The following is a 16,421-nucleotide window of genomic DNA, read 5'->3' on the forward strand; positions in this document are numbered from 1 at the left end:
GCCTCTCCCGGCTAACGTGTGACTCGCGTCATATAGTCGCAGTGCCTGCTGACTCGAGGCGCGCGGAGGACGAATGTCGCAGTTGCTCGTCGAATACCCCATGACCCATCCGTATGCCAGCGCTAACCCGCTGGCGCGCGGGGCCGACGGCGTGCTGCGCTACGGCAACCTCACCCCGGCGCTCACCGAACTACTCGACCTGCAGGTGCACGCGTTCTCCACCCGTGAGGCCGTGGTCGAGATCGGCGGCCCCCGGCTGACCTACCGGGAGCTGTGGCATTCCGCGTCGCGCATCGCGGGCGGACTGCAGGAACACGGCATCGGCTACGGCGATCGGGTGGCCGTGCACATGCCCGCGGGCGTCCGCTGGGTGCAGGCGTTTCTCGGCGCGCTGCTCAGCGGCGCGGTACCGGTGCTTGTGCACGACGGCTTGCCGGACGCGGTGGCCGAGCGGGTGATCGCCGACAGCAGTGCGGATTTCGTGCTCGGTCGCGAGATCGCTCGCGGTGCGGAACTGCCCGACGGTGCCGCCTACATCGATGACGGTGCGGCACTGGGTGATCTGGCCCTGCTCAGCTACACCAGCGGAACCCCGCTCAGCGCCACCGCCGCGCCCAAGGGGGTGGAGCTGACCAACGAAAACCTGCTGTCGGCAATACGTTCGGTGGTCTGCGCGCTCGATCTGCCCGCCGACGGCCTGCGCAATCTGGTGCTGCTGCCGCTCGCCCATGCCAGCGGTTGCGTCGATCAACTGCTGCCGGCCTTGGCGGTCGGCGGCACCGTTGTGCTGGCCAGGGACGGTCGCGGACTCGCGGAAGCCATTGTGGCCGAACGGATCGACATGATGTCGGCGACGCCGCGGATCTTCGCGGGCCTGCTGCCCGAACTCGCCGCGCTGCGCGACGACGGTGTGCGCACCGAGCGCATCATCCGGCTCAGCAAGGCCGGGCACCGGAGCGAGCGGGCCTCGGCCCCGGCGACACCCGCGGATCTGGCCGCCGAACTGCGCGAGATGTTCCCGGCCGCCCGGCAGTGGTCGATCTGGGGCGCCACCGAAACCAGCGGCATCGGCCTCGCCGTCGACGACGCGGAGTCGGCCGCCGATGCCGACGCCGTGCTCGGATTCCCGTTCGGCGGTACGGAATTGGCGCTGTGCGGGCCGCGGGCGCAGGCGGGCCACGGCGAACTGCTTTGCCGCGGCCCGAACGTCTCCCCGCGCTATTGGAACGACCCGACGACCACCGCGGCCCGGTTCACCGGAACCTGGTTCCACACCGGCGATCAGGTCACCATCGACGCCGACGGCCTGGTGCGCCGCGGTCCGATCCAGCACGAATGATCCTGCGTCACTCCAGCATTCGCTCGCGCAGCCGAGCAAGCAGGTCCGGGGTGATTCCCGCGTTCGTCAGGTAGGTGTCCACGTCACCGTGCAACTCGTGCATCGAAGTGGTAGCGGTGCTGAGGTATTCCTCCCGCACGCCGAGCAGGTCGATCGAGAGTTCTTCGCCGCCGAGAAGTTTCGTCGTCATCATGGCGCGAAGCGCCGGGACGGCGCCGTTGCTCTCCAGGTAATCGGCCTTTACATCGGCCTCGGTGACCCCGACCGCGCGCAGCAGCGTGGCGATGGCCCAGCCGGTGCGGTCCTTGCCCGCCGCGCAGTGCACCAGCACCGCGCCATCGCCGCGCGCGATCGATTGCGCGAGGGCGGTGATCGCGGCGTGCGCCTCGGGCAGCGCGGGGAACATCCGGTAGACCTCGAGCATGTGGGTGAACGCGCCCTTGGCGTCGGTGTGGTGCGGCGGCGCCTCGGCCATCCGCGCGTCGAACGGCGTGACGTTCACCCGGACGCCATCGGGCACCCGGTCGTGGCCGATGTGGTCGATCTCGCGCTCGCCGCGCAGGTCGTGCACGTCGCTGACGCGCAGTTCGCGCAGGGTGGCCAGGCCCGCCTCGTCGAGCCCGGTCAGCTGGGCCGAGCGCAGCAGCACGCCGGGACGGATCTTCGCGCCGTCGACGGTGCGCAGTCCACCCAGGTCGCGGAAGTTGAAGGTGCCGGAGATGAGGTACTGGTCGGCTGGCGGCGAGAGAGTCACCGACCAAGGCTATCCGGCCGTTGGCGTCGAGCGGGTGTCGTTACCGGATCGAACCGCCCACACGTAGGTGACCGATTTGCGCGGTTCACCTGTGTGATCGGCCACAGGATCCGGGGCGCGTTCCAACGCGCCCGTACAGTGGACAACGGTCTGCTTTTCAGCCGGGCAGGGCTGAGAGTGACCCCAAGGGAGGGAAATCCGGGCAGAGCGGAGTGGTACCCCCACCATTCCGTTTGGGTAACAAAACATTCTTTCAGTCTGGAATTACCCACTGAACCTGTTCTCAAACCCCGGAAACCCTCTACCATTGATGAACGTTGGACCGGGCAGCCTGGGTTTTTCAGCGATGTGCCCGCCATGTTCGACGAGTCGCGCCGACGAGGGTGCGCGAGATCTTTTCGCCGAGGGAGTCGTCGTTGAGCGTACGAGGAGACACCGCAGTGGTTCGGCTGCGGCCGACCATCTGCGAGGCCGTCGAAAAGGCGGCCGCGTCACTAGACCACGGAGGTGTGCGCGCACTACGGGTGCTACTGCATGCCGGCGTGAGCGCGTACTGGCCTTTGGTCAAGGCCGCACCGGCCAAGCAGGTCCAGGCCTACGAGGCGACATTGGAGGCATTACGTCAGCGTTGGGCAGCGCAGACCGATTGCATCGCCGACCCGGCCGCGACGGCGGCCTACCGCGAGATGGACACCGAGGTCGCCGCGTTCCTGCAGCTCTGCGCCGATCGTTCGGGCGCGCAGTGGCTGGAACCGGTGGACGCCATCGCGGCTTACGCGGTCTCGGTGCTGCAAGGCACCGTGTTGCGCTGGCTTGCCGACTGCAATGACGAAACAATGCTGGTGGTGCTCGACGATCTGGTGAGCAGCCTGGCGACCCGGGCCGCCGAGCTCTAGCGGCCCCCCTGGGTGTGCGGTGACCTCGGGAAATGAGGAACCGCAAATGCTGGACGTTTGACCAGTTTGATGGTTGAGTGGAGTCCGTGAGCGAGCGCAGCGAGCGAACCATCAGCACGGCACCCTCGGGCAGCACGGAGAGCGAGACGTCTCCGATCGCGGGGCTGCACGCGGCCACCGCCGAGCTGGATCCGCCCCTGGCAGCCCTCGACCTGATCGCATTGCGCGCGAACGCCGCCGATCTGGTGCGCCGCGCGAACGGTGTCCCGGTGCGCGTCGCCAGCAAATCCGTGCGCTGCCGCGCCGTCCTCGAAGAAGTGCTCGGCGACGAGCTCACCGCCTCGGGCGGCTTCGCGGGCATCATGTCCTACTCTCTGGCCGAGGCCATCTGGCTGGTCCGTCGCGGCGCCCGCGACATTCTGCTCGGCTACCCGACCGTCGACCGGGCCGCGCTGGCCGAACTCGCCGGCGATGAGACCCTGCTCCGATCCATCACGCTGATGATCGACGACGTCGCTCAGTTGGACCTCATCCGTGCCGCCATCGGCAGCGACCTGGTGCGCCCGCGGGTCTGCCTCGACGTCGACGCCTCCCTCCGGATCGGCCCGATCCACCTCGGCGTCCGCCGCTCCCCGGTGCGCACGCCGGAACAGGCGGCCACCCTGGCCGGTGCGGCGTTGCGCCGCAAGTTCGAGGTGGTCGGCGTGATGACCTACGAGGCGCAGATCGCCGGCATGCCCGACACCAATGTCGCGCTGCGCCTGATGAAGCGAGCCTCCGCGGCGGAAATCACCAAGCGCCGCAAGCGAGTTCTCGACGCCGTCCGCTCGGTCACCGGCAAGCTGGAGATCGTCAACAGCGGCGGCTCCGGTTCGATCGAGGTCAGCGTCGCCGACCCGGACGTCACCGAGGTAACCGCAGGCTCCGGCCTGTACGTGCCGACCCTCTTCGACCACTACCGGTCCTTCACGCCGAGGCCCGCCCTCTTTTTCGCCACCTCGGTACTGCGCCGCCCAACCCCTTCCATCGCAACGGTTTTCGCCGGCGGCTACATCGCCTCCGGCCCCACCGGCCCCTCCCGCGTCCCGAAACCGGTGTGGCCCAACGGCTTACGCCTGATCGGCACCGAAGGCACCGGCGAGGTGCAAACCCCACTCACCGGCGCCGCGGAACTCCGCATCGGCGACCGAGTATGGTTCCGCCACGCCAAAGCAGGCGAACTGTGCGAGCGCTTCGACAAGCTGCACCTGGTCGAAGCGGACGGCACGCGAACAACAGTCCCCACCTACCGCGGCGAAGGAAACTGTTTCGGCTAGCGATGCGACGCGTTTCGAGGCTGTCGAGCACCCGGCCTCAGCTACGAGGTGAGGCGGACAGTCGCAGGAAACCGGCCAGGTCCGGCATCTCTTCCGGGGATGGGGGCAGGTACTCGCTCAGCAGCGGCGAGCGGATGATGATCGCTTTCCACATCGCGCGGCACAGTGCGGCGTGGATCAGAGCCCGGGACAGCAGGAATGGCATGCCGTACGGGGCGTCGGCGGGGGTGGATGTGGTCATCGAGAGCAGGACTACGGCGGCTTCGCGGCCGCGGAAGCGGTCGGGAGTGCCGACAAGTACGTCCTCGATGCGGGCGCGGGCGAGCAGGGTTCGGATTCGGCCGACCTGGGCGGCGTACGGTGCGACCACGAAGATGTCGTGGGGGTGCAGTCGTCTGGTTGTCGCGCCGATGGTCCAGTTCATGGTGAGCAGGGCGCGCACGCGGCGGACCACCTCGCGTGCCTCGGCCGCGGATTCGGTGGCATTGCCGTGGTGCGGGACGAGGACGGTACTCACACCGGCCGCCTCGCCGTCGAGTTCCCTTGCCAGGGTGACGGTTTCGTTGGCGCGAAGGCGTCCGTCGTAGTACAGCCGGGAGATCGGGTCGCACACCTGCGGATGCATCCGCCAGGTACGGTCCAGGAAGTAGCCGCGTGCACCGGGCAGCGTATGCCGTCCCTCGGCGAGCCAGCCGAGCACCGATTCGCCGACCGGTTCCGGGTGCGCGCTGTGCGTGGCCGGAGGCACCGGATCGCCGAGCAGCAACAGGTTTCGCGCGCTGACGCCGACCGCGACGGCGTCGGCCAGCGGGAACCGGCCCGCGTCGGCGATCACCAGCAGGTCGAGTCCCTCGCGCGAGACCATCTCCTCGTTCGCGAAATCCGTTGGTGTGCCGCCGAGTACACAACCGCTGATGGCGTTGTCCAGGAACCGCGCGTACCGGGAAGCGTCGATGACGACCCATTCCGGCGCCACCGACTCGACGTCCTTCTTCGCGACGAGTTCCGGCAGCACGCCGACCCGCACGACCGCGTCGAGGAGGTTCTCCACCGTCGAATGCGTCTGTCCGACAATGCCGATCCGCCATTTGTGCCGGGTTACCAGGCGCTCCAGTACGCGGGCGGCGGTGGAGGTCTTGCCGGTGCCCGACGGGCCCTGCACCGCGAGGTAGGAGTTGTCCAGTTCGCGCATCGCGGCGGTGATCGCGGCGGCATGATCGCCGTGCACCTCGGGCAGCGCGGCACCGGTGCGCAGCCGGGGCGGGCGGCGGGCGAGCAGGTCGAACACGGCGCCCGCCGGAATCTCCGGGAGCGCGACAAGCAGCTGCTGGGCGGCGAATTCGACCGCGGTCTCGGCGTTCCAGTCCCAGGCGGGTAGGCCGGGTGCGATCGCGGTCGGTAGCTCGTCGTAGGGTTCGCAGCCGTCCGGCAGCAGTTCCTCCAAGCGGACGGCGTCGTCGAATTCGGCGTCCACCGAGCAGCCGAGCACGGTGGCGACGGCGGTGGCGCGGCGGCCGATGGCGGTCACCATGCCCGCGGCCGCGGGCCGATCGTAGAAGGTGTACACGGTGGCGCCCGGCGTCAGCACGGTGGCCGGTCCCGGCCCGCCCGCACTCCAGCTCGAACCGATCCGGCCGGTCAGCGTGAGATACCGGCGCATGGTCGGCCGGTCCGGACTGCGATGCCACTTGGTGTCGACGGTGCCCCATTCGGCGACCAGAACCCCTGGGGCGTCGGCCCATTCGTCGACCGGATGACTGAGCCGATCGACGTGTGCCCACCACAGCGGCTGCCGCTCACGCCGGTGATACCCGAGCGCCGCGGCCATCATGGCGGCGGTGTGCCGTGGTTCTTCTTGCGCCGCGGCGTATTCGGCGAGCGCCGCCTCGAACGAGGAGGGCCGCGAGGGCGGTATCGGCTCCAGCTCGTCCGGACCGGCCACCTGACACCACGACCCGGCTCGCTCCAGCGTGATCGCCTGCGGGTCGATGCGCTGCTCGGCGGCCCGGTCCAGCAGCCAGTCCCGGAGTCGGAGCACGGTCAGGCAATCCCGTTCGGCGGCGGGCGAATGCGCCGCGCCGGGCAGCAGCCGCGCCAGCCGGTTCAAGCGATAGGACCGCTCACCGACGATCAGCGCGTTGCGCACGATGGGATACAGATCGACGAGCACACCGTCGCACAGCAACTCGTCAACGATCTCCTCGCCGACTCCGGTGCTGCCGGTGCAGTGCAGCAGGGCGCCGCGCACCGCGGAGGTGTAGTGGTACACGTGCATGTCCGGATACATCCGCCTGCGCTGCGCGAGATAGTCGAGTACCTCCTCCAGCGCACGCCGCTGCCCGGCCGCCTCGCTGCCCGGCGCACCCTCGGTGCCGAACGGTCCGCGGAAGGTGAGGTGCACGGTGCCGGGACCGCCGACGTCAACGGCCAGCGGGGTGCGGCCGCCGCCGTCGACGGTGAGCGAGAGGTCGCCGGGGGAGGGTGGCGGTAGTGCGCCGAGCGCGATCGGGTCGATCAGGCTGTGTGTCGGCTGGCCGGAATCCTCCCGGCGCAGCTGGATTTCGGCTTGGCGGCGCAGCGCGGTGAAGGTGCGCGGTGGCACGCCACGCACGGTGCTCTCGGTGCTGACCAGCCGGTCGATGGTGCTCACGCCCGCCTCGCGAAGCCGGGCCCGGGTCGTGGTCGGCATGCCCGCGACGAGTAGCAGGTCCCGCGCGGCCGCCGAGGCCGTGGTGCAGGTCCCGCAGCGGCCGCAGGCGAGATACCGGGGATCACCCCACTGCACGGGTAGCAGCTCGCTCAGCTTCTCGTCCAGGATGTGTTCGACTCTGCGCCTGCGGGATCGGTACACCGGGATCTGATCGCTCAACGCGTACGCGGTGTTGTCCTCGCCGAGATGCAGCCGGATCAGCGGGCCGGTCAACGATCCGCTGTGGTCCACCGCGTCGGCGCAGGCGGCGAGTTCCAGTGCGGTGCCGACCCGGTCGGCCTTGTCGTGCGCGGTGCCGTGCACGGTGTAGCGCACCCGATGACCGGCACGCACCAGAAAATCGCAGGAACAGTCGAAGGCACCGTCGAAGAAGGTGGCGCCGTGGATCACGTGCACCCCGGCGCGCAGCGCCGCGACGGTCTCCGCGTGCGCGGCCGTCAACGCGGCGATCAGCGTCTTCGGGCTGTCCGACTTGTGCTGCGGGCGTTGGATCTCCACCATCGAGCTGCCGAACCGGTCGCGGAAGTCGCTGAGCCTGCGATCGCGCGAGTCGTCGAACCAGGTGCGTGGCTCGGGCGCCCATTCGGCGGTGGTTTCCGGATCGGCCGCGACGGTGCCGAGTTCGGTGTCGAGGGCGCGAAGCAGCGCGAATTCACAGCGCGCCGCGCGCACGAGGTCGACGGCGGAGCAGACGACACGATCACCGAACACGAACAAACGCGGCCCTCCTGTGTCTTGCGGGACACCCGCACCCGGTCGGTGACGATGAACGGGCTGCGCAATTGTCGCCCATCGACGCCTCGGGCCGATACGGGACACCCGCACCCGATCTGCATCGATGAGTAGGCTGCGCCATTGTCGCTCATCACGTCTCGAGTTTTCGCGGGACACCCGCTGCCGTCGGCACTAATTACGTACGGACGGCAACACTGTAGCTAGCGCGGTCGACCTGGGCCTACCCTGCCCGGCTCAGGAGCGGGGCTGACGGCGCTCCGGCCGCTTCGCATTCCCGCCCTCACGGCGCGGGCCGCGGGTGAACGAGCGCTGTCCCGGCGGACCCTGATCGGGGGTCAGCTGGATGAGGACGCCGCTGATCCTGGTGCGCCGCAACGCTTCCAGCGTCTCGGCGGGCAGGTTCGCTGGCAGTTCCACCAGGCTGTGGTCGGGCCGGATGCTGATGTGCCCGAAGTCGCTGCGGCGCAGGCCACCCTCGTTGGCGATGGCGCCGACGATCGCGCCGGGCACCACGCGGTGCCGCTTGCCGACGCTGATCCGGTAGGTCGCCAGCTCCGTGCCGTTGGCGCGACTGTGCTGACCGAAACCGGACCGATCGTCCTCACCCTCGAAGCGGCGCGGGCGATCCGGGCGTTCCCGCCGTTCGCGCACCGGCTCCGGCGGCTCGGGCTGCATCAGGAAGTTCTCGCCGTCGCGAGACAGCACGGCAAGCGCCGCCGCGATGTCGACGAGCGGAATGTCGTGCTCGCGTTCGTAATCCTCGATGAGCCTGCGGAACAGCGCCAGGTTCGACGAGGTCAGGCTCTCGGTGATGTTGTCGCCGAACTTGGCGACGCGCTGCGCGTTGACGTCGTCGACGCTGGGCAGCTGCATCTCTTGCAGCGGGTGCCTGGTGGCCCGCTCGATCGACTTGAGCAGGTGGCGTTCGCGCGGCGCGACGAACAGCAACGCCTCACCGCTGCGCCCGGCCCGGCCGGTGCGGCCGATGCGGTGCACGTAGGACTCGGTGTCGTGCGGGATGTCGTAGTTGACCACGTGCGAAATACGGTCCACGTCGAGACCGCGCGCGGCGACATCGGTGGCGACCAGGATGTCGAGCGAACCGGACTTGAGCTGTCCGATGGTGCGCTCGCGCTGGTTCTGCGCGATGTCACCGTTGATGGCCGCCGCGGAAAAGCCCCTGGCGCGCAGCTTTTCGGCCAGCTCCTCGGTGGCCTGCTTGGTGCGCACGAAGATGATCATCGCCTCGAACGACTCGACCTCGAGCACCCTGGTCAGCGCGTCCAACTTGCGCTGATGGGAGACCTGCACCCAGCGCTGGGTGATGTTCGTCGCGGTGGAGGTCTTCGACTTGACGGTGATCTCGACCGGATTGTTCAGGTACTGCTTGGAGATCTTGCGGATGGCCGCGGGCATGGTCGCCGAGAACAGCGCGACCTGCTTGGTGGACGGCGTGTCCTTCAGGATGCGCTCGACGTCCTCTTGGAAGCCCATCTTCAGCATCTCGTCGGCCTCGTCCAGCACCAGATACTTCAGCTGCGAGAGGTCGAGCGTGCCCTTCTCCAGGTGATCGATCACCCGGCCGGGCGTGCCGACCACCACGTGCGCGCCCCGGCGCAGCCCGGACAGCTGCACTCCGTAGGCCTGGCCGCCGTAGATCGGCAGCACATGCAGCCCGGGAATATGCGTGGCGTAGCGACCGAACGCCTCGGCCACCTGGATCGCGAGCTCGCGGGTCGGCGCGAGCACCAGGGCCTGCGGAAGTTTGCCGGAGGTTTCGAGACCCATAAGGATCGGGATCGCGAACGCTGCGGTCTTGCCGGTGCCGGTCTGCGCGAGGCCGACCACATCGGCGCCGCTGAGCAGTGGCGGAATCGTCGCAGCCTGGATCGGCGACGGCGACTCATAGCCCACATCGGCGATGGCCGCGAGGATGCGGTCATCGATCCCGAGATCGGCGAAGGTCGGGTCGTCGGTGTCCCTGTCGTTGTCGCCAGGAACGCTGTCGACCTGATTGGTACTCATTGACCAGGAGTTTACTGCCTCGTGCTGGCCAGCCCAGCCACCGCCCCAATACGGTGAGACGTATGCAACTGGATAGCTCCGATACGAATCAGACCCCAGCACCGAACCCGCTGGACGTGGCGGTCGTCCAGTTCGCCCCCGGCACCGATCCGTCGGCCAACCTTTCCGCGCTGCGCGAGCACGTGCGCGCCGCGCGCGATCGGGGCGCGCGGGTGGTGATCGCGCCGGAATACTCGATGTTTGCCGTCACCCGGCTCGATGAGCGTGTCGTTGCCGTCGCCGAACCCCTGACCGGGCCGTTCGTCACGGGACTCGGCGAGATCGCCCGCGAATCCGGCGTGCATCTGGTCGCCGGAATGGTGGAGCGGGTCGCGCCGGGCGGCAGCCGGATCCACAACACGCTCGTCGTCCTCGGGCAGGACGGAAGCCTCGTCACGAAGTATCGGAAGGTGCACCTCTACGACGCCTTCGGCTTCCTCGAATCGGAGGTCGTCGAGGCGGGCGCGATCGAGCCGCCGGCCACCTTCGATGTGGCGGACGTGACATTCGGCTTACAGACCTGTTTCGATCTGCGCTTCCCGGAAGGCATCCGCCGCGTCGCCGCCGCGGGCGCCCAGGTGCTGGTGCTGCCCGCCCAGTGGATTCCCGGTCCGGCCAAGGTCGATCAGTGGACGACGCTGCTGCGCGCCCGCGCCATCGAGAACACCGTCTACGTGGCCGCCGCCGATCAGGCCGCGCCGCGCGGTGCGGGCGCGTCGATGATCATCGATCCGACCGGCGCGGTGCTCACCGAGCTCGGCGATGAAGAGGGTGTGCTGACCGCCGGGATCGACCTTGCCCGGCTTGCCGAGGTGCGCACGACCAATCCGAGTCTCGCGTTGCGGCGATTCGCGATCGCCGAGCGGACGTAGACACCGCGTCGGTTCCGATGGCGCTGCGATCGAAACGATCCCGTGCGTAGTGGCGGTTCGGTGACGGGTGGGCGTAGCGTTTTGCGGGATGATCTACACGGATCGGACATCGGCCGGTCGCGCGCTCGCCACACATTTGGCGACATTGCGCGCGGCGCATCCGCTGCTGCTCGGCCTGCCGCGCGGCGGGGTTCCGGTGGCCGCCGGGGTGCGCGAGATCATCGGCGGTGACCTCGACATCCTGCTGGTCCGCAAGCTCGGCGTGCCATGGCAACCGGAGCTGGCGATGGGCGCCATCGGCGAAGACGGTGTGCGGGTGCTCAACTCGGATGTGTTGTCGCACATCGGGATAACCCCACAGGAGTTCGCCGCGATCGAGGACAGCGAGCGGGTGGAGCTGGACCGGCGCCGGACGGTATGGCGCGGCGCGGCGCAACCGATCCCGTTGGACGGGCGCACCGTGGTGATCGTCGACGACGGCATGGCGACCGGCGCGACCGTGGTGGTCGCCTGCCGGGTCGCTCGCCTGCATCAGCCTGCTCAGCTCGTCGTCGCCATACCGGTCTCGTCGGCGGAGGCGTTGCGCAGAGTCGCCGCGGAAGCCGACCAAGTTATCTGTCCCTTGGTGCCGGACACCCTCGGTGGCGTCGGCACCGCCTACGAGGACTTTCACCAATTGGCAGACGAAGAAGTCACCACCCTCCTCGCCTGATCGCCACCCGGTCAGACCTCGGTGATGCCTTTCCGGTGGCGCTGCGCGAGCTCGGCGTAGAAGCCGGGGTTGAGCTTGATCCATCCCTCGGCCGGGGTGCCTTCGATGGGGCGCTTCACCACGGCGGGGGAGCCCGCGGCGAGCACACCGTCGGGGATCTCGGTGCCCGGCTGGACCAGCGAGTGCGCGGCGATCATCGTGCCCGCACCGATTTTCGCCATGTCCAGCACCGTGGTTCCGTTGCCGACAATGGCTTCCGCGCCGACGAACGCGCCGTGGAACACCACGCTGTGTGCGATGGTCGCGCCCGGCCCGATCTCCATCGGCACGTCCGGCGGCACGTGCAGCACGGCGTTGTCCTGGATGTTGGCGCGTTCGCGAATGGTGATCGGCGCCAGGTCCGCACGCAGCACCGCGCCGTACCAAATCGACGCGCCCGCCTCGACCCGCACGTCACCGATCAGGGTGGCGGTCGGCGCGATGAACGCCGTCGGATCGACTTGCGGCCGTTTGCCTTCGAATTCATAGAGGGGCATGTGGACACCGTAACGCCGGGGAGTTACCAGCGGTCGTGCGTTCGGCGTGGGTCTGGTCGTCACAGGTACCTGCGAAGGTAGGTGAACCTTCACCAGCGGTCGGCGTAGGCGCTGGCCCGTTCGGCCGCGGTGACCATCGGGCGCAGCTGCGCGATGAACCCGTGGGCGGTCACCGGAACGATGTCGACATCGGTGCCGGTGCGCACCGAATAGCGGCCGTCGTCGAGCACATCGATCCAGCAGAGCACCCCGAACGGGCGTAGCTCGCCTTCGCCGCGGCGCGCGGACACCACGATCTGGCCGATGCCGTCCCTCGGCTGCCGCAGCAGCCTGCGGATGCGGGCGGGCACCGTCGGCCCGGCGACCGGGACGGTGACCAGGTCACGGCTGTCCTCACCGACCCTGGTCAGCGGCGCGGTCAGGCGCGGCGTTGTCCCCGGTGTCCGCTCCGGCAGCATCGAAACGACCCGGGCGGTCAGGCTTTTCACACTGCCGACGAACAGCCGGATGTCACCGCCGCGGTCCGCGGTCGCACCGGGTCGCTGCGCGGCCACCACCGCGACATTGCCCGCCGCAGCGCCGAGCACCCGCACCGGACGGATCGCGTCCGAGCCCGGCGCACCGTCGCGCTCGCCGAACACCTCGATCCGCAGCACCGGCGCGCCGAGCACGCGAAGTGCCGCCTCGAGGTCGGCGTCGAGCACCCGATCGCACCAACTCTGCAGGGCCGGTAATTGGGCATCCCGCTCGGCGGTGTCGTGTGCGGACAATCGAACGGCCAGCGGATAGGGGATCCGATCGCCGTCGGTGCGCGCCCATGCCAGCGCGAACTGGTCCGGCGTCAGCGTCCAATTCACTCCAGCTCGGTCCACTCGCCGAGCACCGGTGGCGTGGTCGGATCGATGGAGCCGATCAGTTCGCCGTTGTCGTCGGACGGTTCGAGATAGGTCGGCAGGTCGTCGAAGTGGAAGTCGTCCTCGTCCTCCTCGTCGAAGCGCGAGATGCGCGCGTTCGCGGCGTTGGCCGCGTTCGCGGCGACGCTGGATCCCTGGCGCGGTGCGTCGCCTGCGACCATCGCCCCACCCATCAGGCCGCCCATCGCGCCCGCGCCGAGCCCGCTGACCGCGTCGCTGCCGCTGTTAGCGCTGCTGCCGCGTCGCTCGTCGCGCTTGCGCTGCTCGTCGGGTGTGCTCGTGCCCGCGCTGCCCGGTGCGGTCGGGACAACGACCGGGTGGGCCGACGCGGTGGTGGTGCTCGGTGTCGCGACAGCGGGTGCGGCAGGCGCAGTGTGCAGCCTGGTCGCGGCCGGTGCCAGGGACAGTGGCGTGTCTGTCGCGGCCGTGGTGACCCGGGGTGCTGCGGGGGCGGCGGGACTTCCGGCGCCTGCGTCGGTGGCTCCGCTGGCGGCGGCAATCGTCGTCGCGGGGGCGGTTTCCTCGGGCTGCTGCTCGGGCGCGACCGGCTCCTCGGCCGGTGCATCGGCCGCCGGCGCCGCGACCGGTTGCGTCGTGGTCGACGAGGTGCCCAGCGGAATTGATTGCGCGACAGGGATTCCCGCGTCGGCACTGGGCCCGGTCACGTTGGCGACCGGTGCCGTGCTCGGCGTGGCCTGCGTGTCACCGAACTGCTCGTCCAGGAATGCGGGCACGTCGGTGCCGGTCGGGATGAACACACCGGTGTAGATGTCGTTCATCGCGCGCACGATGTCCTGACGCGTGTGCTCGGTCGTCTTCTGGTCGGCGACATTGCTGGTGGCCTGGGTCGGATCCAACAGCGCGGCACCCAGGTCGGGCGTCTTCCCGGACGGCGCGGACACCGCGGCCCGCAGCGCCTCCGCCGCGTCGCCCGCCTGACCGAGCCGCTGCGAGACGACGGCGAGCACGTCCGCGAGGTCCTGACCGGTCTGCTCGAATCCGTACACGGCCTCGGCGGCACGTTGCGCCGCGCTGCCACGCCAGCCGTCGGCGATGGCCGCTCGAATCTCGGTGTGCGCCTGGGCGACCGCGTCGGCCAGCCCGGCCGCCGCGGCACCCCAGGCCTGCTGCCCGCCGGTGAGCACCGCGGGCTGCATCAGCTGGACCTTCTCGTGGATCTCCGGATGGGTCATGCTGTCGAAGATCTCGACGGTCGGCGCGTACGGCGGGTCGTTGCGCCTACTGGTCATCCGCTCAGGGGTGTGCGGCAATTTACGCATGGGTCGCTCCCTCCGCGTCGATCCGGCCGACGGCCGACGCGAGTGCGTGGTCGGCGCGGTGGTAAGCGGCCCCGGCGGCGCGGAAGGTCAGCGCGAGTTCCCTGGCCGCTTCGGCGTATTCCCATAATCGGGTGAGCGCGCCGTGCGCCTTCGTCTCGAAGCCAGCGCGCAGCGCGTCACCGGAGGCGAACCCGCCGAACCCGGGCAGCGACGAGGCGGCGTTGAGCGACCGAATCTGGTCCTCGATCTGATTGGCCAGTTGCTCGTAGCGGCGCGCGCATCGTTCGTGCACCCCGCTCGCCACGAGCACACGGTCGATCCACAGCTCCCCTTCGTTCACCGCGGTGTGCAGCCCGGCGGCGCTGACACCTGGCGCCGTGAAATCCGACAGATCCGGGCTCGCGACCCCATTGGCGTTCTCGTTAGATGGCACCTGACGTCCCCCTTCCTCATCTCTGAGCGAGGCTCAGTTCACGGGCGCCGTGCCAACCCCACGACGACACCCTGCATCCAGTCCGCGATGTCGGCAGCGACCCGCGCGTGCACCGGCTCGTGCAGAAGATCATGCCCGGCATCGGCGTACTCGCGTAAATCTACCGATTCGTGGCGCTGAGTCCATACCCTGACCGCATCAATCGGTGCTCGCCTATCCTCGACACCGTGCACCGCGAGGATCGGAAGGTCGCGCGGCAGTGGTGTTCCCAGCGCGCCGGGCGTGCCGCCACCGAGCGCCCGCTTCGAGACTCCGGACAGCACCACGCCGGTCACCGCGTCCGCGGGAATGGCGGGCCGCAACGGGTAAGCGCGCTGCACAGCGGTGGTATCCGCGGCCGCCCCGCCCGTTTCCGGCGCCGCGGCGCCGAGCAGGCCGAGGACGGTGACCGCGCCGAGCGAATGGCCCATCAGGATCAACGGCGGTCGCGGTGCGGTGGCCCGGACGATGTCGAACAGCCGCACCGCGTCCGCGACCAATTCCGGCAACGTGCCTGGGTCGCCATCACCCTCGCTGAGCCCCTGTCCATAGGTATCGAGCGCCCACGTTTCGACGGCGGCGGTCCGCAGTGTCCTGGCGAATCGGTGATAGTGGCCGCTGTGCTGACCGAATCCGGGCAACAACAGTACTGTCGCAATACTGTTTTCGATCGGCCACCGTCGATAGTGCATCCGGCCGCGTTCACCGTCGAAGAATGGCATGTCCTGATCTTGCCAAAGATTTTGTCGCTCAGCGGACTTCACGATGCGTCCGGTCGGCCGCCGCACGTCTTCGCCCCGGCCAGGCGCGGTGTGAGCACGGACCTCTTCTGTTCAGGTGGCTAGACTGCCAGCCGATCGCAGTATCGGCTTATCGAGACCGAGGTGCCCGTTGAGAAGACTCCGTCGCCCAGGTTCTTTACTGTGGCCCGCCGCGCTGATCGCCCTTGCGGGCACCGCACCGGTCGCCGCCGCGGACCCGGCCGCCGCGGCGCCGATCGCCTCGTGCGCGCCCGCGCTCGCCGCGACCGCGGTGCCCGCCGGAATACCGGTGCTCGACTGGTCGGAGAACGTCGGCTACGACGTCGCGGGCAACCTGTGGGTCTCCCGGGTGTACCGAAACGTGGTGCAGCGCTATGACCGTTCCGGCGCGCTGACCGCGACCGTTCCGGTGGACTTCCCCGGTGCCGTGCGCAGTGGTCCGGATGGCTTGCTCTATGTCGTCTACGGGGATACGCCGACCAGCCTGGTCAGTCCCGGCGGGGTGGTCCGTTTCGACCCGACCGCGGCCGACCCGAAGCCCGAGGTCTTCGTCTCCGGGGTGCGCACCATGCCCAACGGAGCCGCCTTCGACGAGGACGGCTACCTCTACCTCGGTGCGTCGCTGTCCGGCGTCATCCGGGTCCGCCCGGACGGCACCATCGACACCGGGTGGACCGACCAGGCCCCCAAGGGAAGTGCGAACGGCGTCGTCGTGCGCGACCGCACGCTCTATGTCACGACCAACGGCGGCCCGCTCGGCCGGATTCTGCGCATCCCGATCGATGCGCCCGGCGACACGTCCGTCGTCGCCGACGTTTCGTCGCCGGTTGCCGGTATGCCGGACTTCACCGATGATCTCATCGTCGATTCGGCCGGAATCCTTTACGTGACCACAGTTTTCGGCCAACTCGTCCGCGTCGATCCGGCCACCGGTGCCGCCTGTGCCGTGCTGAGCGGTGCGCCGATGACCTCGGTCGTCGCAACCCCGGGACAGCCCGATCAACTGATCGCGGGTACCGAGGGTGGCACGGTCCTGCGAATTCAGTTGCCTCGCTGAGCC

The 16,421-nt window shown here is 69.2% G+C and carries 14 protein-coding genes; 6 read left to right on the forward strand and 8 right to left on the reverse strand.

Annotated elements, in window-relative coordinates:
• Window positions 1-73 precede the first annotated feature (73 nt).
• Complete coding sequence (locus ACIA8C_RS03115) at window positions 74-1,339, forward strand: class I adenylate-forming enzyme family protein (protein ID WP_397130565.1); 1,266 nt, start codon at window positions 74-76, stop codon at window positions 1,337-1,339.
• Window positions 1,340-1,346: 7 nt separating this feature from the next.
• Here the strand turns inward: ACIA8C_RS03115 and ACIA8C_RS03120 are convergent, their stop codons facing one another.
• Complete coding sequence (locus tag ACIA8C_RS03120; RefSeq protein WP_397130566.1) at window positions 1,347-2,093, reverse strand: tyrosine-protein phosphatase; 747 nt, start codon at window positions 2,091-2,093, stop codon at window positions 1,347-1,349.
• Window positions 2,094-2,509: 416 nt separating this feature from the next.
• Here ACIA8C_RS03120 and ACIA8C_RS03125 point away from each other — a divergent pair, with 416 nt between their 5' ends.
• Together ACIA8C_RS03125 and ACIA8C_RS03130 are read left to right on the forward strand one after the other, a co-directional pair.
• On the forward strand, window positions 2,510-2,989 hold the full coding sequence (locus tag ACIA8C_RS03125) for a TetR family transcriptional regulator (protein ID WP_397130567.1): 480 nt from the start codon (window positions 2,510-2,512) through the stop codon (window positions 2,987-2,989).
• Window positions 2,990-3,099: 110 nt separating this feature from the next.
• On the forward strand, window positions 3,100-4,305 hold the full coding sequence (locus ACIA8C_RS03130; RefSeq protein ID WP_397130748.1) for an amino acid deaminase/aldolase: 1,206 nt from the start codon (window positions 3,100-3,102) through the stop codon (window positions 4,303-4,305).
• Between the two features lie 37 nt (window positions 4,306-4,342).
• On the opposite strand, the gene ACIA8C_RS03135 is transcribed toward ACIA8C_RS03130, so the two are convergent.
• Together ACIA8C_RS03135 and ACIA8C_RS03140 are read right to left on the reverse strand one after the other, a co-directional pair.
• Window positions 4,343-7,726 carry an AAA domain-containing protein gene (locus ACIA8C_RS03135; RefSeq protein ID WP_397130568.1) on the reverse strand — a complete coding sequence of 1,128 codons (3,384 nt, stop codon included), beginning with the start codon at window positions 7,724-7,726 and terminating at the stop codon, window positions 4,343-4,345.
• 258 nt (window positions 7,727-7,984) lie between these two features.
• Window positions 7,985-9,775 (reverse strand): DEAD/DEAH box helicase, encoded by a 1,791-nt coding sequence (locus tag ACIA8C_RS03140; protein WP_397130569.1) that lies wholly within the window; start codon window positions 9,773-9,775, stop codon window positions 7,985-7,987.
• A gap of 62 nt (window positions 9,776-9,837) precedes the next feature.
• Here ACIA8C_RS03140 and ACIA8C_RS03145 point away from each other — a divergent pair, with 62 nt between their 5' ends.
• The gene (locus tag ACIA8C_RS03145; protein WP_397130570.1) at window positions 9,838-10,686 is read left to right on the forward strand and encodes a carbon-nitrogen hydrolase family protein; all 849 of its coding nucleotides are present in this window, start codon (window positions 9,838-9,840) and stop codon (window positions 10,684-10,686) included.
• Between the two features lie 88 nt (window positions 10,687-10,774).
• Complete coding sequence (locus ACIA8C_RS03150) at window positions 10,775-11,398, forward strand: phosphoribosyltransferase (RefSeq protein ID WP_397130571.1); 624 nt, start codon at window positions 10,775-10,777, stop codon at window positions 11,396-11,398.
• Between the two features lie 11 nt (window positions 11,399-11,409).
• Here the strand turns inward: ACIA8C_RS03150 and ACIA8C_RS03155 are convergent, their stop codons facing one another.
• From ACIA8C_RS03155 to ACIA8C_RS03175, 5 genes are all read right to left on the reverse strand, one after another.
• On the reverse strand, window positions 11,410-11,934 hold the full coding sequence (locus ACIA8C_RS03155) for a gamma carbonic anhydrase family protein (RefSeq protein ID WP_396993969.1): 525 nt from the start codon (window positions 11,932-11,934) through the stop codon (window positions 11,410-11,412).
• Between the two features lie 89 nt (window positions 11,935-12,023).
• Window positions 12,024-12,791, reverse strand: coding sequence for an ESX secretion-associated protein EspG (locus ACIA8C_RS03160; RefSeq protein WP_397130572.1), 768 nt, complete (start codon window positions 12,789-12,791; stop codon window positions 12,024-12,026).
• Window positions 12,788-14,128, reverse strand: a complete 1,341-nt coding sequence (locus ACIA8C_RS03165; RefSeq protein WP_397130573.1) for a WXG100 family type VII secretion target — start codon at window positions 14,126-14,128, stop codon at window positions 12,788-12,790. Before ACIA8C_RS03165 ends, ACIA8C_RS03160 begins: the two co-directional genes overlap by 4 nt.
• On the reverse strand, window positions 14,121-14,561 hold the full coding sequence (locus tag ACIA8C_RS03170; protein WP_397130574.1) for a hypothetical protein: 441 nt from the start codon (window positions 14,559-14,561) through the stop codon (window positions 14,121-14,123). Before ACIA8C_RS03170 ends, ACIA8C_RS03165 begins: the two co-directional genes overlap by 8 nt.
• 38 nt (window positions 14,562-14,599) lie before the next feature.
• A complete protein-coding gene (locus ACIA8C_RS03175) occupies window positions 14,600-15,322 on the reverse strand; it encodes an alpha/beta hydrolase (RefSeq protein WP_397130575.1) in 723 nt (240 codons plus the stop codon).
• A gap of 169 nt (window positions 15,323-15,491) precedes the next feature.
• Between ACIA8C_RS03175 and ACIA8C_RS03180 the strand changes: the two genes are divergently transcribed.
• Window positions 15,492-16,418, forward strand: a complete 927-nt coding sequence (locus tag ACIA8C_RS03180; protein WP_397130576.1) for an SMP-30/gluconolactonase/LRE family protein — start codon at window positions 15,492-15,494, stop codon at window positions 16,416-16,418.
• Window positions 16,419-16,421 lie beyond the last annotated feature (3 nt).

Origin of the sequence: Nocardia sp. NPDC051321 (assembly GCF_044455225.1) — a bacterium.
In the GTDB taxonomy this organism is placed as follows: Bacteria; Actinomycetota; Actinomycetes; order Mycobacteriales; family Mycobacteriaceae; genus Nocardia.